A 25,218-nucleotide genomic window follows, 5' to 3' on the forward strand; every position below is an offset into this window, starting at 1 on the left:
AGTCGGCGTACTCGGGCGCCGAGTACGCCAACTTCTGCGGAGTGGACGGAGTGGACGGAGTGGACGGAGTGGCGGGCGTCAGGCGTCCGGGCGGGACTTCTTCAGGCGGGACTTCGCGGCGCGTTCGGTGAGGACGGAGAGGTAGTCCTGGACCGGGCGGTCGGCGAGGGAGTCGAGCTCCTTCTGGACGGCCGACTCCACCTCGGCGGCGGGGCGGTCGGGGAAGCGGGTGCGCAGGCGCGCGGACACTTCGGAGACGATCTGGTCGAGGTTCACTTCAGCGGTCACGGGCGGATCTTCCTCCCCGTTGGTTAACGGATGGTGTTCCTTCTGCGTCGACCGCGTCGGCGCTAGCACGTCCGCCGCCCGGAAGCCCGTAGTGGCCGGTCTCCGCACGACGTGGTTCGCTGTTCTCGTGCCTGACCTCCCGATGTTCCCGCTCGGCTCCGTGCTGCTGCCGCACATGCCGCTCCCGCTCCGGCTGTTCGAGCCGCGGTATCTGCGGATGCTCGGCGACGTGCTCGAGGACGACACGCTCTCGTTCGGCGTCGTCCTCATCGAGCGCGGGCAGGAGGTCGGCGGCGGCGATCAGCGCTTCCCGATCGGCACGGTCGCGCGCATCCTGAACATCGACGGCGCCGAGTCGTTCGTCACCATCGACAGCGTCGGCGAGAACCGCTTCGAGGTCGTCCGCTGGTACGACGACGATCCGTACCCGAAGGCCGAGGTGCGTCCCGTCGCGCCGCTGGAGTGGGCGCCCGAGCACGAGGAGCTGCTGCGCTCCGCCGAGTCCGCGGTGCGGACGGCGCTGGCGGTTGCGAGCGAGTTCGTCGAGCAGCGCTACGGCGCCGTCGTCGAGCTGGCCGAGGACCCGGCCGCGCACGCCTGGCAGCTCGCGGGAGTCGCTCCCGTCACCGAGCTCGACCGGCTCGCGTTCCTGCGCAGCACCTCGATGGTCGAGCTGCTCGAGGCCGTGCGCGAGCGCTCGTCCGAGGCGACTGAGTCGTTCCGGGCCGGCTGGGCCTGATCGCCCCTTGCGCTGACCGACGTCATCTTCTGATCCGGTGACTCGCGCCGACCGTGAGAGCCCGCCTCATTCCTCGAGCGCGACTCCGCGCTCGGCCGCGAGCTTCGCCAGGTCGTCGACGACGACGAGCGCCATCCGCACCGAGCGGTCTCGCTGATACTCCTCGTCGTCCGCGTCGATCAGCGGCGCGCGGTCGAGGGTCTCCTCGATCGACTGCGACAGCTCGCGCCAGGCGTCCTGCCGGGCGTCGTCGACGAGCGAGGCCAGGTACTGCTCGTCCCGTGCGCGGTGGCGCAGGGAGTCGGCGACCGCGAGCGAGAGCCGCTCGCGGTGGTCGAGATTGTCGATGTCGGCGGAGCGGTAGTCGTGCACGTGGTCGGAGCGGCCGCCGACCAGGGTCGCGTCCGCGGCGATGGCGCGCAGGCGCTCGGCCGCCGCCTCCGACTCGTCGGCGAGCTTCTCCAGCTCGGCGGCGGCGATGACGGAGTAGTGCCGGACGTCGAAGGGGACGCCCTCGGCCAGTCCGTCCATCAGCACGCGGTTCTTCACGGCCATCCGGCTCGCGTACTGGGCGAGCAGCAGGCCCTCTTCCGCGGCCTCCTCGACCGAGACGGGCTCGCGCGACGGGTTCTCGTCCGGGTCGTACGGCTCCATCTTGAACCTGCGTCGACGGCGGAACCACACGCGCGTCACCTGCACCCTCGGTCCGAGCGCCCCGCCCGCCGGAGCACCTCTTCGAGAGTACCGGTCGGGCGGCTCGGGCGATCGGCTCCGGCTCACGGATCCGGCTGTTCCGGCGAGCCGAGGGTGTTTCTGCGAGCCGGAGATCGGTAGGGGTCCGTGGTCGTGAGCTTCGGCTCGTCATCTCGACGCCGGCTCGTGGATTCCGGCTGTTCCGGCGAGCCGGAGCTGATTCCGCGAGCCGGAGGTCGGTGGTCGTCAGCTTCGGCTCGTGATCTCGACCCCGGCTTGCGTATTCGAGCAGTTCCAGCGAGCCGGGGTTGTTTCTGCGAGCCGGAGGTGGGTGGTCGTGGGCTTCGGCTCGTGGTGTCGGCTTCGGCTCGTGGAATCCGGCTGTTCCGGCGAGCCGGGGTTGTTTCTGCGAGCCGGAGTTCGGTGGTCGTGAGCTTCGGCTCGTGGAGTCGGCTCCGGCTCGTGGAATCCGGCTATTGCGGCGAGCCCGAGCTGTTTCTGCGAGCCGAAGGTCGGTGGTCGTGAGCTTCGGCTCGTGGAGTCGGCTTCGGCTCGTGGAATCCGGCTGTTCCGGCGAGCCGGGGCTGTTTCTGCGAGCCGAAGGTCGGTGGTCTTGAGCTTCGGCTCGTGGAGTCGGCTCCGGCTCGTGGAATCCGGCTGTTCCGGCGAGCCGGAGCTGTTTCTGCGAGCCGGACTTGAGTCGGAGAGGCCGGGAGTGCCGTCAGCTGTTCGGAGCGGTCGGCCGGTCAGGCGTCCCGCCAGTCGTCCTGTAGCAGGTGCGAGCCGGCCTGCGGCCCCATCTGCAACATTCCGCCGTCGACTGCGTAGGACGCTCCAGTGATGTAGGCGCCCGCGGGCGAGGCGAGGAGGGCGATCACGGCCGCGATCTCGCGCGCGTCGCCGGGACGGCCGAGCGGGATGCCCGGGCGGTCGATGCCATGCGGATCCACGTCCTCCGCGTCGTTCATCGGGGTCGCGATCTCACCCGGTGCCACCGCGTTGGCGGTGATCCCGTAGCGGCCGAGCTCGAGGGCGGCGACCTTCAGCAGCCCGCCGAGTCCGTGCTTGGCGGCGACGTAGGCGCTCGCGCCGACGCGGGGCTGGTGCTCGTGCACGCTGGTGACGCCGATCAGCCGGCCGCCGGTGCCCTGCGCGACCATGATGCGGCCGGCGCGCTGGAGGCCGACGAACGCTCCGTCGAGGTTCAGCGCGACGACCTCGCGCCAGCTGTTCAGGCTCTGCTCGAGGAAGGGCTCGCCCCCGCCCCCGCCCGCGTTGTTGACGAAGACGTCGAGTCCGCCGAGGCGCTGCGACAGGTCGTCGATCACGTCGCCGACCCTGTCGAGCTCGGTCGCGTCGAGGTGGGCGACCTCGGCGCGACGGCCGTGCGAGCGCACCTCCTCCGCGGTCTCAAGGGCGCCCTGCTCGTCGCTGTGCCAGGTGATGCCGACGTCCATGCCGGCCTCGGCGAGGGCGACGGCGGCGGCCCGGCCGATGCCGGAGTCCGAGGCGGTGACGACGGCGCGGGTGGGGCGGAAGTCGCGGGGTCCCTGGGTCATGACGTCTCCTGTTCCGAGGAGGCGGCGCGCCTCCTCGATCTCGATCCCAGCACCGGCGTCGCCCGGCCGGCAGACGCTTGACACGCCGGTCACCGCGGTCGCGGGCGTGGCGGATGCCCGGGCGGCGGCCCGGATCGAGTTGACTGTCCTGATGGACTCCCGACGCATCTCCGTCGTCGTCCCCGTCAAGGACGACGCCCGGCACCTCGAGCGGCTGCTCGCCCTCCTGGCCGAGCAGACCCTCGCCCCCTTCGAGATCGTCGTCGTCGACGACGGCAGCACCGACGACAGCGCGGACATCGCCCGTGCGGCGGGCGCCCGGGTGATCGTGCACGGCGGGACCGGCATCCCGGCCAGCACGGCGCACGGCTTCGACGAGGCGGAGGGCGACGTGCTCGCCCGGCTGGACGCCGACTCTCAGCCCGACCGGCACTGGCTCGCGCGGATCGCCGCGCACTTCGCCGACCCGGGCGTCGGCGCGGTGACCGGCCCCGGCCGGTTCGTCGAGCTCGGCCCGGTCGCGCGGACCCTCGCCCGGATCGTCTACATGGACGCGTACTTCGTGCTGATGGGCTCCGCGCTGGCCAACTGGCCGCTCTTCGGCTCGAACTGCGCCGTCCGCCGCTCGGCCTGGCAGGAGATCGCGGGGGAGATGCATCGCGACGACCCCTACGTGCACGACGACGTCGAGATCAGCGTGCATCTGGGGCTGCGCCACCGGATCGTCTACGACCGCCACCTGGAGGTCGGCATCTCGGCGCGACCGTTCGGTGCCGCGGCCGACATGGTGCGGCGCCTCGACCGCGCCCTGCACACGCTGCGCCGGCACCCCGGGCTCGGCGACCCGGTGCAGCGCTGGATCCACCGCACCCGGCGCCGGCACGTGGAGCGGCTGAGGGCCCTCTCCGCCGCCCGCCGGGCTCCGCGCTAGGACTCCGCGGAGGTCGCGGCCGAGGCCTCGGCCGGCCGCGGGTCGTCCTTCGGCATCGCGCGGACCGCGAAGAGCATGCCGACGGCGAGGACCGTCAGCGCGATGCAGACGAAGCGGGTGCCGGCCGCGAGGCCCTCGGGCGTCGGATCCCCGCCGCCGGCCTGGGCGTTGACGATCGCGCCGAACACCGCGACGGCGATCGCGCTGCCGATGTTGCGGGCGAAGAAGTTCGTCGAGGACACGACGCCGCGCTCGTTCCACTCGACGCTCGCCTGCGCGCGGATGAGGGTCGGCGTCGCGACCAGGCCCATCCCGGCGCCGATCAGCACGCAGAAGCCCGCGATCTCCCACAGGCTCGACGAGGCCCCGAGGAGGATCGTCAGCCCGGTGCCGACGGTGACCAGCGCCGCGCCGAGGAAGGCCGTGCGGCGGAAGCCGATCCGCAGGTAGAGCCTGCCGGAGAGGCTCGCCGCGACCGGCCAGCCGATCGTCATCGCGGCGACCGCGAAGCCGGCGCCGAGGGCGGAGCTGCCGAGGACGCCCTGCGCGAAGGTCGGGAAGTAGGAGGTGACGCCGAGCGTGATCGCGCCGACCGTCACCGAGACGAGACTCGTCGAGAGCAGCACCCGCCGCGTGAGCACCCAGAGCGGCAGCACCGGGGCGACCGCCCGGCGCTCGATGGCGACGAAGCCGGCGAAGGCGAGAGCCGCGACGACGAAGACGCCGACGCCCGCGGGCGAGAGCCAGGGCCAGGCGTTGCCGCCCTCGAGCAGGCCGAGGATCAGCAGCGCGGTGCCGACGGCGAGCACCGAGGCGCCCGCGAGGTCGAGCGGGGTGCGCTCGCCGCGGGTGGTCTCGCGGAAGCTGCGGATCAGCAGGAAGGCCGCGAGCAGGCAGAGCGGGATGTTGACCAGGAAGATCCAGCGCCAGGCGCCCAGGTCCGAGAGCACGCCGCCGAGAGTGGGGCCGACGACCGAGGAGATGCCCCAGACGCTGGCGAGGTAGCCCTGGGTCTTCGCCCGCTCGGCGACCGTGTAGATGTCGCCGGCGATGGTGATGCCCATCGGCTGGATGGCCCCGGCGCCGAGGCCCTGCAGGGCGCGGAAGGCGATCAGCGCGGGCATGCTCCAGGCCAGGCCGCAGAGCAGCGAGCCGACGAGGAAGAGGCCGATCCCGATCAGCATGATGGGCTTCCGCCCGATCACGTCGGAGAGCTTGCCGTAGAGGGGGACGGAGACCGCCTGGGCGAGGAGATAGATCGAGAACAGCCAGGGGAACTGCTCGAAGCCGCCGAGGTCCGCGACGATCGAGGGCACCGCGGTGGAGAGGATGGTCGCGTCGAGGGCGACCAGCGCGGTCGAGATCATCAGCGCCAGGAGGATCGGACCGCGCTCGGAGCGCAGTCCGACGCTCGCGCGCGTGGGGGAGTCGGTCATTCCGCTCACGCTATTGCAGAGCCGGGCGATGGAACGGGGGCTCGACGCACTCGGTAGACTGGCCCTATGGAACTCGTGCTCTGGCTCGTCGTAGCCGCCATCGCCGGTGTCGGCCTCGTCTCCGGAGTCGCGGCTCTGGTCGCCATGACGAAGGCGCCCTGGTCGGACAGCAAGTAGCGGTCCGACAGCAAGGAGAGGGGTCCGGGGTCGCACCCGCCCGCCCTCACTCGTAGCACCGCACCACGCTCCAGCACGGATCCGTCGAGGCGACGACGTCGAGCACGAACGCTCCGCCCGTCTCGAGATCGGTCGCCTGGAAGCGCCAGCCGCCGATGCTGACCGGCACGCCGCCGAACGTCGGCGGGAAGCCGTCGAGCGGCGCCCACCAGTCGCTGGTGCGCGTCCAGACCGTCGGACGGTCGCTCACCCGGTAGCTGGCGCCGCGCCATTCGAGCGCGACGGGCACTCCGTCGCCGTCGGTCGCGACCATCGCCGTCTCGTCGATCACCGCCATCGTGGGTGCTCCCGCCTGCTCCGCTCGACCCGCCGGACTCGACTGGCCGTTCGAACATGTGTTCGATAGTCTGCGAGTGTACGCCGCGGCGCCCGTGCTCGCCACGGCAGCGGATCGACCGGGCAGGAGGCGAGATGATCGAGTGGAGTCCCCTCCAGATGCTGCGCAGCAGCGGGCCCGACGAGTGGGTGATGGTGGACGCGATGCGGACCGGGCGGATCGGGCTGATCCGGCGGATCGAGACGGGGCCCTACCGCGAGAGCTGGTTCCGGGCGGTCACCTGGGCCGCGGAGCCGGGCAAGCGGACGCTGGTGGGCTACTCGCGGTCGATGGAGACGATCGCAGCCACGCTGTGGGCGCATCAGCCGCTGACCGCGCAGGAGAAGCCGTTCCCGGGCTACCCGGCGTCGAGGCCGGCCGGGGCGCCCGCGCCGTGAGTCCGGCGGTCGAGGCCGTCGTCCGAGCGCGCGCCGCCGCGGAGGAGAATGGCCGGATGCTCCTCGCGCTCACCGGTGGCCCCACGGGGGAGTGGCGGGCGGTCGTCGCGGACGGCTCGGGGGCCGAGGCCGGCGGCGGGCGCGGTCCGGTCGAGCTGGCCGCCTTCGTCCGCGAGCGGGAGGCGGAGCGGCCGCGCTGGGTCTGGGACGACACCGCCCGCTGGTACCCGGCGCTCCTGGCCGAGGGCGTGCACATCGCGCGCTGCCACGATCTCCGCCTCGCCCGGGCGATCCTCCGCCGTTCGGAGCAGACGGCGCGCTCGCCGCTCGCCCGCTCGGCTCCCGACGCCTGGGACGCCGGGGCCGCCGCCCCGGTCGCCGGCGACACGCTGCTCGGCTTCGAGGAGGCGCCCGCAGAGTCGGACGAGCTGGACCCGCTGGTCGAGCTCGCCCGGCAGGAGGAGGCGGTGGCAGCGGCCGCGCAGGGCGGGCGCCTTCGGCTCCTGCTCGCCGCGGAGTCGGTCGGTGCGCTGATCGCCCGCGAGATCGCCGCGGCCGGGCTGCCATGGCGCGCCGACGTCCACGACCGCGTCCTCACCGACCTGCTCGGCCCGCGTCCGCGCTTCGGCGGCCGGCCGGCCCGCCTCGAGGCCCTGGCCGACGACATCCGCCGCGAGCTGGACGCGCCCGAGCTGAACCCCGACTCGCCGGCGGACCTCCTGCGCGCGCTCCGCCGCGCCGGACTCACGGTCGAGTCGACCCGCTCCTGGGAGCTGACCTCGATCGAGCATCCGGTGATCCCGCCGCTGCTGGAGTACAAGAAGCTCTCGCGCCTGCTGACCGCCAACGGCTGGGCCTGGCTCGACGCCTGGGTGCACGACGGGCGCTTCCGGCCCGAGTACGTCGTCGGCGGCGTCGTCACCGGCCGCTGGGCGACGTCGGGCGGGGGAGCGCTGCAGCTGCCGCGTCAGATCCGCGCCGCAGTGACCGCCGACGCGGGCTGGAAGCTGGTGGTCGCCGATGCGGCACAGCTGGAGCCGCGCATCCTCGCCGCGCTGGCGGGCGACTCCGTGATGGCCGCCGCGGGTCGGGGCAAGGACCTCTACCAGGGCATCGTTGACGCGGGCGTCGTCCCGGACCGACCGCGGGCCAAGGTGGCGATGCTCGGCGCGATGTACGGGGCGACCAGCGGCGAGGCCGGGCGGCTGCTCCCGCGACTCACGCGCGCGTACCCGCTCTCCGTCGCGCACGTCGAGGCGGCCGCCCGCGCCGGCGAGCGGGGCGAGCGGGTGTCGACCCGGCTCGGACGCAGCTCACCGCCCGGCGACGTCGACGCCGGTGGTCAGCGCGCCCGCGACTGGGGGCGCTTCACCCGCAACTTCGTCGTGCAGGGCACGGCCGCCGAGTGGGCACTCTGCTGGATGGGCGAGCTGCGGGCCCGGCTGCGCGCGGAGGGCGCTCTCGCGCACCTCGTCTACTTCCTGCACGACGAGGTGATCGTGCACGCGCCCGCGGAGGAGGCGGAGCGGGTCGCCGCGGTCGTGCGCGAGGCCGCGGTGCGCGCGGGGCGGGCGCTGTTCGGCGATCAGGACATCGACTTCCCGGTCACCGTCGCGATCGTCGACGCCTACGACGAGGCGAAGTGACGCGACTGCCCGACCGAGGCTCCGGTGCGGCGGCTCAGTACCAGTGCGGCGAGCGGTTGTTCCAGGCCGACCAGGCCGCGCACGGCGAGCCGTAGCGGTCGGAGATGTAGGCCAGACCCCAGTCGATCTGGGTCGCGGCGTTGGTCTGGTAGTCCGCGCCGTAGGTGGCCATCTTGCTCGCCGGCAGCGCCTGCGGGATGCCGTAGGCGCCCGAGGAGCGGTTCAGCGCGTTCCAGCGCCAGCCCGACTCGCCGTTCCAGAGCGGGATGAGGCAGCTGTCGGCCTGGTCCTGGCCCCAGCCGTGGACGCCCATGACGGAGCGCGCGTAGTTCTGCGCCTGCGCCGGCGACATGCCGTCGGTCCGGCCGGCGTAGGTGCCGAGCGCGGCGATGGTCTTCGCGCTGCTGTCCTTGCCGGACGCGTCGTCGTCGCCGAGCTCGACCGGGCCGCCGCCTCCGTCTGTCGACGGGGCCGCGGGCGCCGCCGGTGCTGGGGCGGAGGGCGCGGACGGCGCCTTCGCCGTCTGCTGGCGACGCGCCTCCGCCTCGGCGGCGAGGCGGGAGAGGCGCTCCTGCTCCTCGAACGCGGCCTTCGCCTCCTGACCGGTGGCGAACTCCTCCTCGAGCGCGGCCGTGGTGTTCTTGAGCGAGGCGAGCTGCTCGTAGAGCCCGGCGCTGTACTGCTCCTGGTCGGCGACCTTCGCATCGGCCTCGGACTGCGCCGCCTGCGCCGTGGCGAGCGCGTCCTGCGCGGCGCTGACGAGGGAGAGCCGCTCCGTGCGCGCCTGCTCCGCCTGCTCGGCGAGGGAGGCGGCGGCGTTCTCGGTCGTCTCGGCGTCGTCCTGGAGGCGGCTGGTCTGCAGGGTGAGCTGGCTCATGGTGCCGAGGCGGTAGAGCAGCTGGTCCGACTGCTCGCCGCCGACGAGGAGGTTCAGCGTCGCGTCGGTTCCGCCGTTGCGGTACAGCTGGGCGGCGAGGCGACCGGCCTGCTCCTTCGCGGCGTCCGCGTCGGCACGGGCGGCGGCGGCGCGCTCCTCGAGAGCCGTCACGCGCTGGGTGGCCTCGTCGAGCGCGCTCTGCGCGGCGTCGGCCTCGGCGGCACGGGAGATGGCGGCGTCGGTGAGAACGGCGGCCTGGTCACGCAGGTCGGCGAGGATCGCGGTGATGCGGTCGACCTCGGCGGCCGTCGCGCTCTCGCTCGACTTCGCGGCCTCGACGTCCGACCAGGACGGGTAGTCGGCCGGGTCGTAGGCGGAGGCCGCCATCGGTGCGGCGAGGGCGGCGCAGAGGACGAGGACCGTGCCCGCTCCGGCTGCGACGAGCCGTCGGCGCGCGGAGGTGGACACGCGGAGGCCGAGAGGCGAACGGATCATAGCCCCCACCCTAGGCGACGGCGCCCGCGCCTGTCTCGTGCCGGTCGTTCTGTGCGCCGATCGGCCCCTCGGTCGCGGCGTCGTCCCGCGCCGCCGCCTTGCGCCCCCGCCGGGGCCGCTCGAGGGCGTAGCCGCGGACGGCCGCTCCGTCGCCGGCCCCGACGAGCTCCTCCCGGGCGGCGTCGAGGAGCCGGCGCAGTGCGTCGTCGCGCACCAGCACCGCCCGTGCTGCGAGGCGCCGCTGCGGGTGCTCGTCCAGCGCCTCCTGCTCCTCCGGGAGCGTGCTCGCGTAGGCGTCGAGGACCGCGTCGAGGTCGGCGTCGGAGAGGCTGGAGGCGAGGAGGATGCGGTCGAGCACGTCGTCCCAGTCCTCCTCGGCGGAAGCGCCCTCGCCGCTCAGCCAGGCGAGCGCCTCGGCGCGGCCCTCGTCGGTGAGCGCGTGCAGGGGGAGTCCGTCCTCCGTCGATCCCGCCGCCGCGACGAGGCCGCGTTCGCGGAGCCGGTCGAGCGTGGAGTAGATCTGCCCGACGTTGACCCGGCGACGGTGGGCCGCCCGATCGAGCAGCTCGGCGTGCAGCTGCAGACCGTAGGCGGGACCGAGGGTGAGAAGGGCGAGCAGACCGTCGCGGACCGACACGGGGCTCCTCTCGAGCGGGTCGCGGGCCCGGAGCCGGGCGACGCCGCGGTTCGGGCGGACTTTCCCGAGTATAGGCAGGGGATCTGCGCGACCCGGCGGCGGGAGCGGCGAGGCGCCTTGTCGTGGCGCGGAGGGTCCTGCATAATCTCGACTGGTGGCTCGTCCACCGCACAAGAAGGCACTGCACGTCGCTCGTGGTCCAGGTCGTTGGGGAAGACGCACCAGGACGGACGGAGGACAGCGTGGTGACGCAACAGACTCGGGGTGTGCTCTTCGTGCACTCCGCCCCCCGCGCGCTCTGCCCCCATCTGGAATGGGGAGCAGGTCGCGCTCTCGGCCGTGCCGTGAACTTCGACTGGATCGAGCAGCCGGTGCAGCGCGGCGCCCAGCGCACCGAGTACGCCTGGGAGGGACCGGTCGGCACCGGCGCGGCGATCGCCTCCGCGCTCCGCGGCTGGGCCGACGTCCGCTACGAGGTGACCGAGGACCCCTCTCCGGGCGTCGACGGCGGCCGCTGGATGCACACTCCCGAGCTGGGCGTCTTCTACGCCCAGACCGACAGCGCCGGCAACACCGTCGTCCCCGAGGACCGCATCCGCTCCGCCATGGAGAGCGCCGGAGCCGACCCCATCGAGCTGCACCGTGAGCTGCGCCTCGCCCTCGGCCAGGCCTGGGAGGACGAGCTCGAGCCGTTCCGCGCCGCGAGCGACTTCGCGCGGGTCATCTGGATGCACAGCGTCGGCTGAGCTGGCGGTGCCCATTTCTGCGCCGCTCCCCGCGCGGCGCAGCGCAGTCGGCTAGGCGGGTGGTCGCGATCTGCAGAGCGTCTTGCGTGCGGCGACGGCGATTCGCTCGCACGCGAATCGCCGGATACGCCTCGGAGCGCGCGGCAACACGGTGCGCGCGACTCTCGGACGGAGTGGGGGAATCTTCGGCTCGCGAGACGCGCTTCGGCAGTCTGCGGCACTGCACTGCACGCGAATGCGTCGGCGCAGTGCATGCTGATCGAGTAGCTCGCGGAGCGGGCGTATCGAGATCCACCGGCGTCAGAAGGACGAGTCTGCAGACCCGCCCTGCTGGTGACGGTGGGTCTCGATACGCCCCTGCGGGGCTACTCGACCAGCATGAAGGGGGCGCTGCAGCGTCCTCTTCCTCGCCATCGAGCCGCGAACTGCATGCTGATCGAGTAGTCCGCGCAGCGGGCGTATCGAGATCCACCACCGCACGAACGAAGGTTGAGGACGGTGGGCCTCGATACGCCCCTGCGGGGCTACTCGACCAGCATGGTCGAGTGCTGGCGGGGGTGTCGGACGGAGCGAGCCGCAGGCGATGCGGTCACCTCACCCGGAGTGTCGCAGCGAGTGTCGGGCGGAGCGAGCCGCAGGCGATGCGGTCCTGTTCCCGGAACTGTGGGCGGGGGCTCGCGGTGAACGACCACCCTCGCGGCACGAGGCGTATCCGGCGATCCGCGTTCCAGCGGATCGCCGTCGCCGCACCGCACCGGCCCTGCGATCCGCAACCACCTAGGGAGCGGACGCGCCTGCGCCGCGCAGGGAGCGGCGCAGCCCGCGTTCCGGTCGGGGTGACGGGGCTATGCCCCGTTACACCGACCGGAACGCGGCAACAGCATTGTGCCCCCCGAACCCGAACGAGTTGGAGAGGGCGACGAGGGGCCCGGCTCCGAGGTCGCGCGGGCTGGTGACCACGTCGAGGGGGATCTGCGGGTCCTGCTCGGTGAGGTTGATGGTGGGCGGGGCGGTGCGCTCGTGCAGGGCGAGGACGGTGAAGATCGCCTCGAGGGCGCCGGTTCCGCCGAGGAGGTGGCCGGTGGCGGCCTTGGTGGCGGAGACGGCGATGTTCGGGAGGTGGTCGCCGAACACGCGGGCGAGGGCGCGGTACTCGGCGATGTCGCCGACGGGGGTGCTGGTTGCGTGGGCGTTGACGTGGGTGACGTCGGTACGGGCGGCGCCGGCCTGCTCGAGGGCCTCGATCATGGCGCGGGCGGCGGCGGAGCCCTCGGGGTCGGGGGCGGTGATGTGGTACGAGTCGCTGGTGACGGCGCCGCCGGCGAGCTCGGCGTAGATGCGGGCGCCGCGGGCGAGGGCGTGCTCCTCGGTCTCGAGGACGAGAGTGGCGGCGCCCTCGCCGAGGACGAAGCCGTCGCGGGAGACGTCATAGGGGCGGGAGGCGGTGGCCGGATCGTCGTTGCGGCGCGAGAGGGCCTGCATCGAGGCGAAGGCGGCGAGGGGGAGCGGGTGGACGACCGACTCGGTGCCGCCGGCGATGACGACGTCGGCGAGGCCGCGCTGGAGGTGCTCGTAGGCGTTGGCGATCGCCTCGGTGCTGGAGGCGCAGGCCGACACGTCGGTGCGGGCGTAGGCGCGGGAGGGGATCGACATGCTGATCGCGGCCGCGGCGGCGTTGGGCATGAGCATGGGGATGGTCATCGGGAGGACGCGGCGGGGACCGCGTTCGCGGAGGGTGTCCCACGCGTCGATGAGGGTCCAGAGTCCGCCGATGCCGGTGGAGTAGTCGACGCCGACGCGCAGCGGGTCGACGTCGGTGATGCCGGAGTCGGCCCAGGCCTCGCGGGCGGAGATCAGGGCGAACTGGCTGGAGGGGTCGAGGCGCTTGGCCTCGGGCCGGGGGAGGACCTCCTCCGGGCGCACCTTGGCCTGGGCGGCGAAGGTGACGGGGAGCTCGAGCTCGGTCACCCAGTCGGCCTGGATCGTGCTGACGCCGGACTCGCCCGCGAGAAGGGCGTTCCAGGACTCGCGAGCGGTGCCGCCGAGGGGCGTGCTGGCTCCGATGCCGGTGACGACGATTTTCTTGGGACTCATGACGACGATCTCTGTTCCGTGACGGGTGGGTGCCGGGCGCACCCCGGCCGGGCTCGGAGCCCTGGCCGGGGTGTCCGCCGCGTGGACGGGGTGCGCGGGGCGCTGGTTACGCGGAGGCCTTGACGATGAAGGTGACCGCGTCGCCGACCGTCTTGAGGTTCTTGACCTCGTCGTCCGGGATCTTCACGTCGAACTTCTCCTCGGCGTTGACGACGATGGTCATCATCGAGATGGAGTCGATGTCGAGGTCGTCGGTGAACGACTTCTCCATCTCGACGGAATCGGTCGCGATGCCCGTCTCGTCGTTGACCAGTTCGGCCAGGCCGGCGAGGACTTCTTCGTTGGACAGTGCCATGGTTCTCTCCTTGAGGGGTGTTCGATCAGGGTGTTTCGACTCGGTGTACGTCGAGATCGAGGTGTTCGTCGTGTGACCGTAGGTCAGTTTAGGGGTGGGCCTGCGCCCCCTAAGGGAGCACCACGACCTGCGCGCCGAAGACGAGTCCGGCGCCGAAGCCGATCTGCAGGGCGAGTCCGCCGCTGAGCTCGGGGTGCTCCTCGAGCAGGCGGTGGGTCGCGAGCGGGATGGAGGCGGCCGAGGTGTTGCCGGTCGTCTCGATGTCGCGGCCGATGGTCACGGTCTCGGGCAGCTTCAGCTGCTTCGCGAGCTCGTCGATGATGCGCATGTTCGCCTGGTGCGGGATGAAGGCGGCGAGGTCCTCGGGCGCGACGCCCGCCTCGGCCAGCGCCTGCTTGGCGACCTTGGCCATCTCCCAGACCGCCCAGCGGAAGACGGAGGGGCCGTCCTGGCGCAGCGTCGGCCACTCCGCGACGCCGTCGCGGTAGGCGGCGAGCGGGTTGTCCATCCCGACGGTGTCCCACTTGGAGCCGTCGGAGCCCCAGACGGTCTTCGAGATGCCGGCGGTGTCGCTCGGGCCGACGATCGCGGCGCCGGCGCCGTCGCCGAGGAGGAAGGAGATGCTGCGGTCGGTCGACTTCACGATGTCGGAGAGCTTCTCGGCGCCGACGACGAGGACGTACTCGGCGAGGCCGGAGCGGACGAACGAGTCGGCCTGGGCGATGCCGTAGGTGTAGCCGGCACAGGCGGCGGAGATGTCGTAGGCGGGTGCCGGGTTCGCGCCGATCCGGTCGGCGAGGAGCGCCGCCAGCGACGGGGTCTGCACGGTGTTGCTGATGGTGGAGACCAGCACGAGGCCGATCTGGTCGGCGCGGATCCCGGCCTTCTCGATCGCCTCGAGCGAGGCGGTCGTCGCGAGGTCGACGGCCTGGATCTCGGACGAGGCGCGGCGGCGCTCGACGATGCCGGTGCGCTGGCGGATCCACTCGTCGGAGGAGTTGATCGGGCCGACGAGGTCGTCGTTGGGGACGACGAGGTCGCCGCGGGCCGCGCCGATGCCGAGGATGCGGGTGTACTGGCTGCCGCTGGACTGGGTGAGGGAAGGGGTCGTCATGGGTCTCTCCTGCTAGGCGGCGTGCTCGTCGATGAAGGCGCGGGCGGCGTCGAGGTCGTCGGGGGTCTTGATCGCGAGGGTCGGGAGTCCCTTGAGGCCGCGCTTGGCGAGGCCGACGAGGGCGCCGGCGGGGGCCAGCTCGATCAGGCCGGTGACGCCCGCCTCGGCGAAGGCCGCCATGCAGAGGTCCCAGCGGACGGGCGAGGCGACCTGGCCGACGAGCAGCTCGAGGAAGCGGGCGCCGGAGTCGACGACCGTGCCGTCGTTGTTCGTCCAGAGGCGCAGCGTCGGGTCGGCCGGCGTGATCGAGGCGGCGACGTCGGCGAGGGAGTCGCGGGCGGGCGCCATGTAGCGGGTGTGGAAGGCGCCGGCGACCTGGAGCGGGACGACGCGGGTGCCGCGGAGCGGCTCGTCCTTCAGCGCCTGCAGGGCGTCGACCGCGCCGGCGACGACGATCTGGCCGCCGCCGTTGTAGTTGGCCGGCTCGAGGCCGAGCTCGTCGAGGCGGGCGAGGAGCGCCTCCTCGTCGCCGCCGAGGACGGCGCTCATCGCGGTGGGGGTCGCGGCGGCCGCGGCGGCCATGGCGCGGGCGCGCTCGCGGACGAAGACGAGTGCGTCGGGCTCGGAGAGGACTCCCGCCCCGGCCGCGGCGGTGATCTCGCCGACCGAGTGGCCGGCGATGCCCGCGATGCGCTCGCGGCGGCCGCCCTCGAGCAACGCGGCCAGGCTGACGAGCCCGGCGGAGACGATCAGCGGCTGGGCGACCGCGGTGTCGCGGATCGTGTCCGCGTCCGAGACGGTGCCATGGGCGGCCAGGTCGATGCCGACCGCCTCCGAGTGCGCGGCGACCTGCTCGGCCACCGAGGGGACGGCGAGCCACGGCTCGAGGAATCCGGGGGTCTGGGAGCCCTGACCCGGGGCGACGACGACGATCACGCTTTCAGTCTTCCGATCCGCGCCGGTTCGTGCGGCGCTCTGAGGTACTGACAAACCACAAAGAGCTTGTGGCGGTTCTACAACGGTCTGCGAGGAGGGGTGCGGCTCACTTGCGCGTCGGACGGCGGCGGACCGCCCCGTCCGGGTCGCTCATCGAGCCGAGGATGAGGGCCGACTGGAGGATGAGCGCCTCGCGCGCGCCCGTCGCGTCCCAGCCGATCACCTCCGCCACGCGCTTCAGGCGGTAGCGGACGGTGTTGGGGTGCACGAAGAGCTCGCGGGCCGTCGCCTCGAGCGAGCGGCCGTTGTCGAGGTACGCCCACAGCGTGGTGAGCAGCTCGGTCGAGTGCTTCTGCAGCGGCTTGTAGATCTGGGTGATCAGGCTCTGCCGGGCCAGGGGATCGCCCGCGAGGGCGCGCTCGGGCAGCAGGTCGTCGGCGTTCACCGGCCGCGGGGCGTTGCGCCAGGAACGCGCGACCGCGAAGCCGGCCAGCGCGGCGCGGGCACTGCGCGAGGCCTCGACCAGCGTCGGCACCTCGTGGCCGAGGACCAGGTGCCCGGAGCCGAAGCCCGGCTCGAGCGCGTTCGCGATCTCGAGGAAGGCGACCGGCGGGCCGGTCTCCTCCGTCGCGTTCTCGCTCGGCTCGGCGCGGCCGATCACCAGCACGAGCCGGCTGCCCTGCACGCCGATCAGCACGTCGGCGCTCATGTGCCGGGCGGTGCGGCGGAGCTGATCGACGTCGAGCATCTTCGGCGCGGTGCCCACGAGCACCGCGACCTCGCCGTGGCCGTGCCAGCCGAGGGCCGCGATCCGGCTCGGCAGCTCGTCGTCGGCCTCGCCCGTGAGGATCGAGTCGACGACGAGGGCCTCGAGACGGGCGTCCCAGAGGCCGCGCGCCTCCGCCGCCCTGGCGTAGACGTCGGCGGCGGCGAAGGCGATCTCGCGCGAGTAGAGCAGGATCGCCTCGCGCAGGTCCTCGCCGCGGTTGGTGATCCGCTCCTCGACGACCTCGACGGTGACCTTGATCAGCTGGAGGGTCTGGGTCAGCGAGACGGAGCGGAGCAGCTCGCGGGGAGCCGCTCCGAAGACGTCGGCGGCGATCCACGGCGTCGCCGAGGGGTCGTCGAACCAGGAGATGAACGAGGTGATGCCGGCCTGCGCGACCATGCCCACCGCGGAGCGGCGGCCCGGGGGCATGCTGCCGTACCAGGGCAGCGTGTCCTCGAGCTTCTTGATGGTCTGCGTGGACAGCTCGCCCGAGAGGGTCCGCAGCCACGCGAGGGTCTGCTCCTTCGTGCGCGGAGCGCCCGGCCGGGTGGCCGGACGCTCCGCGGAAGGGGCGGTTCCCCGCGTCGTCGACTGCGCGTCGTCGGAGGAGAGCACCGAGCCGTCCGTCAGTTATCGCCGCCGGCGTTGCCGGTGGTGCCGGCGTTCACGTCGTGGAGGCTGTACTTCTGGATCGCCTGGGCGGAGAGCGAGGGGTCGACCTCGCCGCGCTTGGCGAGCAGCTGCAGCGTGCGCACCACGACCGACGGTCCGTCGATCTTGAAGTGGCGACGTGCGGCGGCGCGGGTGTCCGAGAAGCCGAAGTCGTCCGCTCCGAGCGTCGCGAAGTCGCCCGGGATGAACTGCCGCAGCTGGTCCGGGACCTGGTGCGAGAAGTCCGACACGGCGACGAAGGGACCCTTCGCGTCGGCGAGCTTCTGCGTGACGTAGGGCACCTGCGCCTCGTCCTCGGGGTAGAGGAAGTTGTGGTGCTCGGAGTTGATGCCGTCGCGCCGCAGCTCGTTCCAGGAGGTGACCGACCAGACGTCGGCCGACACTCCCCAGTCCTCGGCGAGGAGCTTCTGCGCCTCGATCGCCCACGGCACGGCGACGCCGGACGCGAGCAGCTGGGCCTTCGGGCCGTCCCACTGGCCCCAGGAGACGCGGTGGATGCCGCGGACGATGCCGTCCACGTCCACGTCCTCGGGCTCCTTCGGGTGCACGATCGGCTCGTTGTAGACCGTCACGTAGTACATGACGTTCGGGTCCGGGTGCTTCCCGCCGTACATCCGCTCGAGACCGGACTGCACGATGTGTGCGATCTCGTAGCTGTACGCCGGGTCGTAGCTGACGACGGCCGGGTTGGTGGCGGCGAGGATCGGCGAGTGGCCGTCCGCGTGCTGGAGGCCCTCACCGGTCAGCGTGGTGCGACCGGCGGTCGCCGCGATCATGAAGCCGCGGGCCATCATGTCGCCCGCCGCCCAGATCGCGTCGGCCGTGCGCTGGAAGCCGAACATCGAGTAGAAGACGTAGACCGGGATGAGCGGCTCGCCCTGCGTCGAGTACGAGGTGCCGACCGCGGTGAACGCCGCGAGGGCGCCCGCCTCGTTGATGCCGACGTGCAGGATCTGACCCTGCGGGCTCTCCTTGTAGGCCAGGAGCAGCTCGCGGTCGACCGACGTGTAGTGCTGGCCGCGCGGGTTGTAGATCTTCGCGTTCGGGAAGAACGCGTCCATGCCGAAGGTGCGGGCCTCGTCGGGGATGATCGGGACGACGCGGTTGCCGAAGTCCTTCGAGCGCAGGATGTCCTTCAGGATGCGGACGAACGCCATGGTGGTGGCGATCTCCTGCGTCCCGGAGCCCTTCTTGCCGATCTTGTAGGCCGAGTCGTCCGGCAGCGAGAGCTGCGTGTACTTCGACCGGCGCTCGGGCAGGTAGCCGCCGAGCGCGCGGCGGCGCTCCTGCATGTACTCGATCGCCTCGTCGCCCTGACCGGGGTGGTAGTACGGCGGGAGGTAGGGGTTCTCCTCGAGCTGCGCATCCGTGATCGGGATCCGCATGGTGTCGCGGAAGCCCTTCAGGTTGTCCAGCGTCATCTTCTTCATCTGGTGGGTCGCGTTGCGGCCCTCGAAGCTGCGGCCGAGACCGTAGCCCTTGATGGTGTGCGCGAGGATGACGGTCGGCTGGCCCTTGTGCTCCGTCGCGGCCTTCATGGCGGCGTAGATCTTGCGGTAGTCGTGACCACCGCGGCGCAGGCCCCAGATCTGCTCGTCGCTGTAGTCCTCGACGAGCTTCTTGGCGCGCTCGTCGCGGCCGAAGAAGTTCTCGCGGACGTAGGCGCCGTCCTCGGTCTTGAAGGTCTGGAAGTCGCCGTCGGGCGTCTTGTTCATCAGGTCGAGCAGCGCGCCCTCGGTGTCGCGGGCGAGCAGGTCGTCCCACTCGCGGCCCCAGATGAGCTTGATGACGTTCCAGCCGGCGCCGCGGAAGAACGACTCCAGCTCCTGGACGATCTTGCCGTTGCCGCGGACCGGGCCGTCGAGGCGCTGCAGGTTGCAGTTGATGATGAAGTTGAGGTTGTCGAGGCCGTCGTTCGCGGCGACCTGGAGCTGACCGCGCGACTCGACCTCGTCCATCTCGCCGTCGCCGAGGAACGCCCAGACCTGCTGGTCGGAGGCGTCCTTGATGCCGCGGTTGGTGAGGTACTTGTTCGCCTGCGCCTGGTAGATCGCGTTGATCGGGCCGAGGCCCATCGACACGGTCGGGAACTGCCAGAACTCCGGCATGAGGCGCGGGTGCGGGTAGCTGGAGAGCCCGCCGCCCTGGTGCGACTTCTCCTGTCGGAAGCCGTCGAGCTGGTGCTCGCTGAGGCGTCCCTCGAGGAAGGCGCGGGCGTAGGGGCCGGGGGAGGCGTGGCCCTGGATGAAGATCTGGTCTCCGCCGCCCGGGTGGTCCTGGCCGCGGAAGAAGTGGTTGAAGCCGACCTCGTACAGCGAGGCGCTCGACGCGTAGGTCGAGATGTGCCCGCCGACGCCGATGCCGGGGCGCTGCGCGCGGTGCACGAGGATGGCCGCGTTCCAGCGGATCCACGCGCGGTAGCGGCGCTCGACGTCCTCGTCGCCGGGGAAGTCCGGCTCGTTCTCGGCCGCGATGGTGTTGATGTAGTCCGTCGTCGGCACCATCGGAACGCCGAGGTGCAGCTCCTTGGAGCGCTTGAGGAGGCTGAGCATGACGTCGCGTCCGCGACCCGCACCCCGCTCCTCGACGAGCGCGTCCAGCGACTCGTTCCACTCCGACGTTTCCTCGGGATCCGAGTCGACGTGTCCGACGGAATACGGGTCCTGATCGTTAACAGTCACCCTCGACCTCTCTCTGGGGGCAGATCGTGCCCGAGACATCACTCTCATGAAGCGGTGCGGATCCGCGCGCAGGACCCTCGGATGACGAGGAGCGCGCGGGCACCCGTGCAAGCCTAGCGATTCCGGTCATGTGTGGCGATCCACGACGGAACCGCACAGGGCACTGTGGGATTTCTCCAGCGGCAGCGCGTCCAGCGGCCTCGTTCCCGACCGCTGGTCGGCTCCTCCTTGGTGGACGGCCGGAGCGGGTCTAGCATTGCCCCTCGTGCTCGCGCGACATTCGTGCGCATGGAAGGACATCGTCCGATGGCTCTCGAGAAGCTCACGCTGGCTCCCGACTTCGAACTCGCGAACCAGTACGGCGAGCGCATCCAGCTCGGCGACTTCCACGGGCGGCGCAACGTCGCCCTCGTCTTCTTCCCCCTCGCCTTCTCCGGCACCTGCACGGGCGAGTTCTGCGCACTGCGCGAGAACCTCTCGCTGTTCGAGCACGCGGAGGTCGAGCTGATCGGCATCTCCGTCGACTCCAAGCACACCCTGCGCGCCTGGGGCGAGAAGCAGGGCTACGACTTCACGCTGCTCTCCGACTTCTGGCCGCACGGCGACGTCGCCAAGCAGTACGGCGTCTTCCTCGAGGGCAAGGGCTACGCGACGCGCGCGACCTTCCTCATCGACAAGGAGGGCGTCATCCGCGACACCTTCATCACGGCGCCCGGCGAGGCCCGCTCGATGGACGACTACCGCGCCGCGATCGACGCGCTCACTCCGGCCCACGCCTGACGCTCTCCGCGAGATGCCACTTGTGACCGCCTCTCACGGCGTGTCGCGTGCACAAGTGGCATCTCGCGGGAGGGGAGCAGGGGTGCACTCGCCAGGGCGTCAGTTGAGGATGTTGACGGCTCGGGAGATGACCAGGGCCAGCAGGACGAAGCCGGTGAAGCCCTCGAGGGCCATCAGGAGCTTCACCCGGCTGGAGAGCGGCATCGTGTCGGTGGGGCTGAACGCCATCGTGTTCGTCGTCGACAGGTAGAGGTAGTCGACGAAGCCGGGGCGCCAGTCGGCCTTCTCGGAGGAGCCGACCGCCACCTCGGCGACGGTGTCGCGGTAGGTGTCCTGCGGGAAGGCGAAGTCGGCGGGCGGCAGCTGCGAGCGCTCGAGCGTGCCGCGGGAGACGGGGCCGCCGCGGTCGAGCTCCCAGTAGATCAGCGCGTAGGCGACGACGTTCGTCACCCAGACCTGCAGCGCGGTGAGCAGCAGCAGCGGGCCGTCGGCCGAACCGTCGACGAGGTCGATCACGACCCGGACGACGTTGATCTGGTTCGCCGCGGCGAGCACGACCGCGAGGGCGATCGACACTCCACGGGACCAGCGGGTCTCGGTGTCCAGGCGCCGCGGGTTGACCACGAACAGCGGGATCAGCAGCGCGAGCGTCAGAACCGCCGCGGCGATCCGGACGACCGAGGTGCCGGGATCGTGTCCGACGAGGTTGAGCACCACGGCCACGAGGATCGCGGCGGAGGCCGGCCAGCGGCTCTCGGCCCGGCGTCTCGCGCGGGTGTCGTCCGTGTCCGCCATGCGCCGAGAGTAGCGGTGCGAGCCGTGTCGTAGGATCGATCCCGATCGTCCGCGGCCCGGCCGCGACGGGGGCCTTTAGCTCAGTTGGTAGAGCGCCACGTTTACACCGTGGATGTCATCGGTTCGAGCCCGGTAGGGCCCACAGGAGAACCTCGCGAGACCTCGGGTCAGCGGGACTGGCGGCGCTTGTAGGGCTTGGGCTGGCCCTTGACGACGGGCGCGCGGCCGGTGCCCTTCGAGGCCTTGGCCTTGCCGCCGGACTTGGGGGCCTCCTCCGGCTCGTCGCCGAGGGCGGCGAGCTCCTCGCGGGCCGAGGCGAGGCGCTGGCGACCGGCGGCGGTGAGGGTCGTGGCGGCGGCGCCCGGCTCGAAGAGCGGGCGGCCGAGGTCGAGCTCGACGGCGGCGACGGAGGAGTCGAGCTTCTGGCGGGAGATGCCGAGCTTCTCGGCGGCGCGCACGAAGTGGAGCTCCTCGGCGACGGCCACGAAGTGACGCAGCTGGCTGATCTTCATGAGGAACCCTTCGCGGCCGCTCGCTGCGACCGCCTCCACCCTAGGCGGACGTCGGCGCGCGGCGGACACGCGCCCCGGCGCGGACGGACCGTCGCGGACACCCGCCCGGTCGACACCGGCCCTACGCCGACGGCGTCAGCCGCTGGTCGCCGACGACGCCGAGCAGCCGGAGGGCCTCGGCGGAGGCGGGGGAGTCTGCACGCGGCGTGAGCACCAGCAGCACCTGCGCCTGGTTCTCGGTGAAGAGGGCCTGGCAGTCGACGTCGATCTCGCCGACCTCGGGGTGGCGCAGGGTCTTGTGGTCCTCGAAGCGGGCCGTGACCTCCTGCAGCTCCCAGTAGCGGCGGAACTCCTCGCTCCGACCGAGCAGCGACGCGATGATCCGCCCGGCCAGCGGGTCGGCGTCGGGTGCCGCGGCGGCGAAGCGCAGCTGGGCGGTCTGCATCCGCCCCTGGTGCTCGTGCTCGCGCTCGGGGTAGCTGCGGCGAGCCTCGTCGGGGTGCGCGAACCAGCGGTGGATGCCGCTGCGGTCCAGGCCGGTCCAGGCGTCGCCGTCGCCGAAGAGGGCACGGGCCAGGCGGTTCTGCACGAGGGTCTCGCCGAGCTCGGTGATCACCAGCGCGGGAGTGTCGTCCAGCCGGTCCAGCACGCGGAGCAGCCCGGGGGAGACGTGCTCGTCGCGCCGGTGCCGGGCGGGCGGGGTCTGCCCGGCGAGCCGGAAGAGGTGGTCGCGCTCGTCGAGGTCCAGGCGCAGCCCGCGGGCGATCGCGGTGAGCATCTGCTCGGACGGCTGCGGTCCGCGCTGCTGCTCCAGCCGCGACCAGTAGTCGGCGGACATGCCGACGGCGGCGGCGATCTCCTCTCGGCGCAGGCCCGCGGTGCGGCGGCGCGCTCCGGGCGGCATGCCGACGTCGGACGGCTGCAGCCGCTCGCGTCGGCCGCGGAGGAACTCAGCGAGCGCAGGTCGGTCCATGCGCTCATCCTGCCGGTCCGCGCGCATCGCGGACCAGGGAGCGACGATCCCTGGATCGTCCAGCCCTTCCGGCCCGCGCCTGGCCGGGGGACGGTGGAGTCCGGCCGGGCAGGACAGCCCGGGCAGACGAAGGAGACGACATGAAGACAACGGGCAGCACCATCCTGATCACCGGCGCGACCTCGGGCATCGGCCGGGGCCTCGCCGAGCGCTTCCTCGACGCGGGGAACACGGTGATCCTCGGCGGTCGCCGCAGCGAGCTGCTGGACGAGTTCACCGCGGCGCACCCCGGCTCGCACTCGGTCGTGATCGACGTCACCGACCCGGAGTCGATCGCCGCCGCGGTCGAGACGGTCACTCGGGAGCACCCCGACCTCGACGTCGTCGTCACGATGGCCGGCATCATGCTGCCGGAGGACCTGCAGGACTCGGGGCACCTCGAGACCGCCGCCGCCATCGTCGAGACGAACCTGCTCGGCACGATCCGCACCCTCACGGCCTTCACGCCGTGGATCGCCGCCAAGCCGGACGGGGTGCTGATGACGGTGTCCTCGGGACTCGCGTTCGTGCCGCTGCCGGCGACGCCGACCTACAGCGCGACCAAGGCCGCGGTGCACTCCTACACGCAGAGCCTGCGGGCGCAGCTCGCGGAGACTCCGGTGCAGGTGATCGAGCTGGTGCCGCCGGCCGTGCAGACGACGCTGATGGGGCAGCAGGACGACCCGAGCGCGATGCCGCTGGACGAGTTCCTCGACGAGACGGTGCGGATCCTCGCCACGCAGCCGGAGGTGGAGGAGGTGCTCGTGGACCGGGTGCGCTTCCTCCGCGACGCCGAGGCCGAGGGGCGCCACGCCGATGTGCTGGCGCTGCTCAGCAGCCGCCACTGAGCCCTGAGGGGGACGCCCCCGCCGCTCGGCCGTCGTTCGGCGACTGTTCTCCGGCAGCCGTTGCGCTGGAGCGCTCTCACGCCTACCCTCGCGGGCGTGGTCGGAACCCGAAGCCGGCTGCAGAGGAGGCCATTGTGGGCGCGCTCGTCTACAGCGGTGTCGCCTCGATCGACGGCTACACCGTCGACGAGACCGGGGATTTCAGCTGGGCCACGCCCCGCCCCGAGGTGCACCGCTTCATCAACGAGACCGAGACCGGAGTGGGCACGTACCTCTACGGCCACCGGATCTACGAGACCATGCGCGGCTGGGACGCGGGCTACGAGCTCGCCGAGCAGTTCGCCTTCATCCACGACTTCCAGGAGATGTGGCGCGCGGCCGACAAGGTCGTCTACTCGACGACCCTGCCCGCCGTGCGCACCCGCCGCACCCGGCTCGAGCGGACGTTCGATCCGGTGGGCGTGGCGCAGGAGGTGCGCTCGAAGCCGCACGACGTCTCCGTCGGCGGTGCGACCCTCGGGGCGCAGGCGCTCCTGGCCGGCGTGGTCGACGAGATCCGCTGGTACGTGGCGCCGATCGCGGTGGGCGGCGGAACGCCGTTCCTCCCGCACGGCTTCCGCAGCCGCCTCGAGCTCCGGCAGCAGCGCAGCTTCGCGGACGGAACGGTGTTCCTCCGCTACGGCGTGAAGCGCTGAGGAGGAGCGACGCGGGCGCCGGTCAGGCGCGGGCCGGCTCGTCCGCGCCGACCAGTGCGGCGATCCGGGCGGCGATCCGCGCGCCCTGCGCCCGGCCGGCCTGCGCGGCGGCGGGGCGGACCTCGGGGTCGAGCGAGTTCGGGCCGAAGGCGGCGATCGACGCCTCGTCCGCGTAGACGACCTCGACGCGCGAGCCCGACAGTGCCTCGAGCTCGGCGGTGGGCAGCGTGCCGACACCGGGCGAGCCGATGCCGGGCATCGGCGTGATGACGACCACCCAGTCGGCGCCCGCGGCGAGGTCGGCGTTGCTCCCGGAGCGCACCCCGCCGTCCATGTAGCGGACGCCGTCGATGCTGACCGGCGGCCAGACACCGGGCACCGCGCAGCTGGCGGCGATGGCGTCGACCAGGCCGACGCCGCTCGTGCGGTCGAAGACGGCGAGCGCTCCGGTGGCGGTTTCGATCGCGGTGATCAGGAGGCGCTGCTCGGGCCAGTCGGCGTCGGCGATCCGCGCGGCGATGACGTCGCGGCGGGACTCCTCGGACAGGGTCGCGGTCTCGAGGGCGAGCACGCCGATGCGGCGCCGGGCGTCCTCGGGCGAGGTCGCGCCCTCGATCGCGGCGGCGTAGCTCGCCTGCAGGCGCTCGACGTCGACGACGGCGCCGATCTCGGCGGACTCCTCGCGCAGCTGGGACTCGTAGGCCTCGTCGAGGCCGACGGAGGTGCTCAGCTGCGAGGCGACGGCGGAGCCGGCCGAGGTGCCGATCAGGGTCGTCGAGGGGTCGAGGAGGAGGCGGGCCGCCTCGGGCGAGGCGTCACTGAGGCCGCGGACGATGCCGAGCTCCCAGGCGATTCCGGCGAGGCCGCCTCCGGCGAGGACGAGGGCTCCGGGCATGGGTGGTCCTTTCGATGGTGCGGTGAGGGGTGCTGCCAGCCTGGCCCCCGAGGCTGGGAGGC

At 72.2% G+C, this 25,218-nt stretch carries 25 protein-coding genes and 1 tRNA gene; 9 read left to right on the forward strand and 17 right to left on the reverse strand.

Annotated features, from left to right (window positions below):
* Positions 1-78 precede the first annotated feature (78 nt).
* On the reverse strand, positions 79-288 hold the full coding sequence (locus EDF36_RS05000; RefSeq protein ID WP_132437785.1) for a three-helix bundle dimerization domain-containing protein: 210 nt from the start codon (positions 286-288) through the stop codon (positions 79-81).
* Between the two features lie 127 nt (positions 289-415).
* Here EDF36_RS05000 and EDF36_RS05005 point away from each other — a divergent pair, with 127 nt between their 5' ends.
* A complete protein-coding gene (locus tag EDF36_RS05005; RefSeq protein WP_243581747.1) occupies positions 416-1,027 on the forward strand; it encodes an LON peptidase substrate-binding domain-containing protein in 612 nt (203 codons plus the stop codon).
* Positions 1,028-1,093: 66 nt separating this feature from the next.
* Here EDF36_RS05005 and EDF36_RS05010 read toward each other — a convergent pair whose 3' ends face one another.
* Both EDF36_RS05010 and EDF36_RS05015 read right to left on the reverse strand, forming a co-directional pair.
* A complete protein-coding gene (locus tag EDF36_RS05010; protein ID WP_123445650.1) occupies positions 1,094-1,681 on the reverse strand; it encodes a hypothetical protein in 588 nt (195 codons plus the stop codon).
* Positions 1,682-2,466: 785 nt separating this feature from the next.
* A complete protein-coding gene (locus EDF36_RS05015; protein WP_123732128.1) occupies positions 2,467-3,279 on the reverse strand; it encodes an SDR family oxidoreductase in 813 nt (270 codons plus the stop codon).
* A 151-nt stretch (positions 3,280-3,430) separates the two neighbouring features.
* Here EDF36_RS05015 and EDF36_RS05020 point away from each other — a divergent pair, with 151 nt between their 5' ends.
* Positions 3,431-4,210, forward strand: coding sequence for a glycosyltransferase family 2 protein (locus EDF36_RS05020; protein ID WP_123703149.1), 780 nt, complete (start codon positions 3,431-3,433; stop codon positions 4,208-4,210).
* On the opposite strand, the gene EDF36_RS05025 is transcribed toward EDF36_RS05020, so the two are convergent.
* A complete protein-coding gene (locus EDF36_RS05025; protein ID WP_123732129.1) occupies positions 4,207-5,646 on the reverse strand; it encodes an MDR family MFS transporter in 1,440 nt (479 codons plus the stop codon). The two genes, EDF36_RS05020 and EDF36_RS05025, sit on opposite strands and share 4 nt — an antisense overlap.
* 223 nt (positions 5,647-5,869) lie before the next feature.
* Entirely contained in the window at positions 5,870-6,160 is a 291-nt protein-coding gene (locus EDF36_RS05030) for a hypothetical protein (RefSeq protein WP_123445654.1), read from the reverse strand.
* Between the two features lie 134 nt (positions 6,161-6,294).
* On the opposite strand from EDF36_RS05030, the gene EDF36_RS05035 reads away from it, so the two are divergent.
* Positions 6,295-6,597 carry a hypothetical protein gene (locus EDF36_RS05035; RefSeq protein WP_123445655.1) on the forward strand — a complete coding sequence of 101 codons (303 nt, stop codon included), beginning with the start codon at positions 6,295-6,297 and terminating at the stop codon, positions 6,595-6,597.
* Between the two features lie 56 nt (positions 6,598-6,653).
* Positions 6,654-8,243 carry a bifunctional 3'-5' exonuclease/DNA polymerase gene (locus EDF36_RS05040; RefSeq protein ID WP_123732427.1) on the forward strand — a complete coding sequence of 530 codons (1,590 nt, stop codon included), beginning with the start codon at positions 6,654-6,656 and terminating at the stop codon, positions 8,241-8,243.
* 34 nt (positions 8,244-8,277) lie between these two features.
* On the opposite strand, the gene EDF36_RS05045 is transcribed toward EDF36_RS05040, so the two are convergent.
* On the reverse strand, positions 8,278-9,615 hold the full coding sequence (locus EDF36_RS05045; RefSeq protein ID WP_123732130.1) for a hypothetical protein: 1,338 nt from the start codon (positions 9,613-9,615) through the stop codon (positions 8,278-8,280).
* 10 nt (positions 9,616-9,625) lie between these two features.
* On the reverse strand, positions 9,626-10,252 hold the full coding sequence (locus tag EDF36_RS05050; RefSeq protein ID WP_148059124.1) for a PadR family transcriptional regulator: 627 nt from the start codon (positions 10,250-10,252) through the stop codon (positions 9,626-9,628).
* Between the two features lie 242 nt (positions 10,253-10,494).
* On the opposite strand from EDF36_RS05050, the gene EDF36_RS05055 reads away from it, so the two are divergent.
* Positions 10,495-10,998 (forward strand): DUF3145 domain-containing protein, encoded by a 504-nt coding sequence (locus EDF36_RS05055; protein ID WP_243581736.1) that lies wholly within the window; start codon positions 10,495-10,497, stop codon positions 10,996-10,998.
* Positions 10,999-11,853: 855 nt separating this feature from the next.
* Here EDF36_RS05055 and EDF36_RS05060 read toward each other — a convergent pair.
* The 6 genes from EDF36_RS05060 to aceE all read right to left on the reverse strand — a co-directional run bounded on the left by EDF36_RS05060 (position 11,854) and on the right by aceE (position 19,619).
* On the reverse strand, positions 11,854-13,092 hold the full coding sequence (locus EDF36_RS05060) for a beta-ketoacyl synthase (RefSeq protein ID WP_123732131.1): 1,239 nt from the start codon (positions 13,090-13,092) through the stop codon (positions 11,854-11,856).
* Between the two features lie 106 nt (positions 13,093-13,198).
* Positions 13,199-13,447, reverse strand: coding sequence for an acyl carrier protein (locus tag EDF36_RS05065; protein ID WP_123445660.1), 249 nt, complete (start codon positions 13,445-13,447; stop codon positions 13,199-13,201).
* Positions 13,448-13,556: 109 nt separating this feature from the next.
* The gene (locus EDF36_RS05070; protein WP_123445661.1) at positions 13,557-14,561 is read right to left on the reverse strand and encodes a beta-ketoacyl-ACP synthase III; all 1,005 of its coding nucleotides are present in this window, start codon (positions 14,559-14,561) and stop codon (positions 13,557-13,559) included.
* Between the two features lie 12 nt (positions 14,562-14,573).
* Positions 14,574-15,497 carry an ACP S-malonyltransferase gene (locus EDF36_RS05075; RefSeq protein WP_123732132.1) on the reverse strand — a complete coding sequence of 308 codons (924 nt, stop codon included), beginning with the start codon at positions 15,495-15,497 and terminating at the stop codon, positions 14,574-14,576.
* 106 nt (positions 15,498-15,603) lie between these two features.
* The gene (locus EDF36_RS05080; RefSeq protein ID WP_173232301.1) at positions 15,604-16,770 is read right to left on the reverse strand and encodes a CdaR family transcriptional regulator; all 1,167 of its coding nucleotides are present in this window, start codon (positions 16,768-16,770) and stop codon (positions 15,604-15,606) included.
* A 122-nt stretch (positions 16,771-16,892) separates the two neighbouring features.
* Positions 16,893-19,619: a pyruvate dehydrogenase (acetyl-transferring), homodimeric type gene (aceE, locus tag EDF36_RS05085; RefSeq protein ID WP_123732134.1), complete on the reverse strand. Its 2,727-nt coding sequence runs from the start codon at positions 19,617-19,619 to the stop codon at positions 16,893-16,895.
* 306 nt (positions 19,620-19,925) lie between these two features.
* Here aceE and EDF36_RS05090 point away from each other — a divergent pair, with 306 nt between their 5' ends.
* Positions 19,926-20,399, forward strand: coding sequence for a peroxiredoxin (locus EDF36_RS05090; protein WP_123445665.1), 474 nt, complete (start codon positions 19,926-19,928; stop codon positions 20,397-20,399).
* A 99-nt stretch (positions 20,400-20,498) separates the two neighbouring features.
* Here EDF36_RS05090 and EDF36_RS05095 read toward each other — a convergent pair whose 3' ends face one another.
* Positions 20,499-21,194 (reverse strand): DUF1345 domain-containing protein, encoded by a 696-nt coding sequence (locus tag EDF36_RS05095; RefSeq protein WP_123732135.1) that lies wholly within the window; start codon positions 21,192-21,194, stop codon positions 20,499-20,501.
* 69 nt (positions 21,195-21,263) lie between these two features.
* Between EDF36_RS05095 and EDF36_RS05100 the strand changes: the two genes are divergently transcribed.
* A tRNA-Val gene (locus tag EDF36_RS05100) sits at positions 21,264-21,336 on the forward strand.
* A 25-nt stretch (positions 21,337-21,361) separates the two neighbouring features.
* Here the strand turns inward: EDF36_RS05100 and EDF36_RS05105 are convergent.
* Together EDF36_RS05105 and EDF36_RS05110 are read right to left on the reverse strand one after the other, a co-directional pair.
* Positions 21,362-21,706, reverse strand: a complete 345-nt coding sequence (locus EDF36_RS05105) for a LysR family transcriptional regulator (RefSeq protein WP_123732136.1) — start codon at positions 21,704-21,706, stop codon at positions 21,362-21,364.
* Positions 21,707-21,827: 121 nt separating this feature from the next.
* Positions 21,828-22,679 (reverse strand): helix-turn-helix transcriptional regulator, encoded by an 852-nt coding sequence (locus tag EDF36_RS05110; protein WP_123732137.1) that lies wholly within the window; start codon positions 22,677-22,679, stop codon positions 21,828-21,830.
* 140 nt (positions 22,680-22,819) lie between these two features.
* Between EDF36_RS05110 and EDF36_RS05115 the strand changes: the two genes are divergently transcribed.
* Positions 22,820-23,566 (forward strand): SDR family oxidoreductase, encoded by a 747-nt coding sequence (locus tag EDF36_RS05115; RefSeq protein ID WP_123732138.1) that lies wholly within the window; start codon positions 22,820-22,822, stop codon positions 23,564-23,566.
* Between the two features lie 134 nt (positions 23,567-23,700).
* Positions 23,701-24,261 (forward strand): dihydrofolate reductase family protein, encoded by a 561-nt coding sequence (locus EDF36_RS05120; protein ID WP_123732139.1) that lies wholly within the window; start codon positions 23,701-23,703, stop codon positions 24,259-24,261.
* Between the two features lie 22 nt (positions 24,262-24,283).
* Here EDF36_RS05120 and EDF36_RS05125 read toward each other — a convergent pair whose 3' ends face one another.
* Positions 24,284-25,156: a patatin-like phospholipase family protein gene (locus tag EDF36_RS05125; RefSeq protein ID WP_123732140.1), complete on the reverse strand. Its 873-nt coding sequence runs from the start codon at positions 25,154-25,156 to the stop codon at positions 24,284-24,286.
* Positions 25,157-25,218 lie beyond the last annotated feature (62 nt).

It is taken from the genome of Rathayibacter sp. PhB152, assembly GCF_003751395.1.
Lineage (GTDB): Bacteria > Actinomycetota > Actinomycetes > Actinomycetales > Microbacteriaceae > Rathayibacter > Rathayibacter festucae.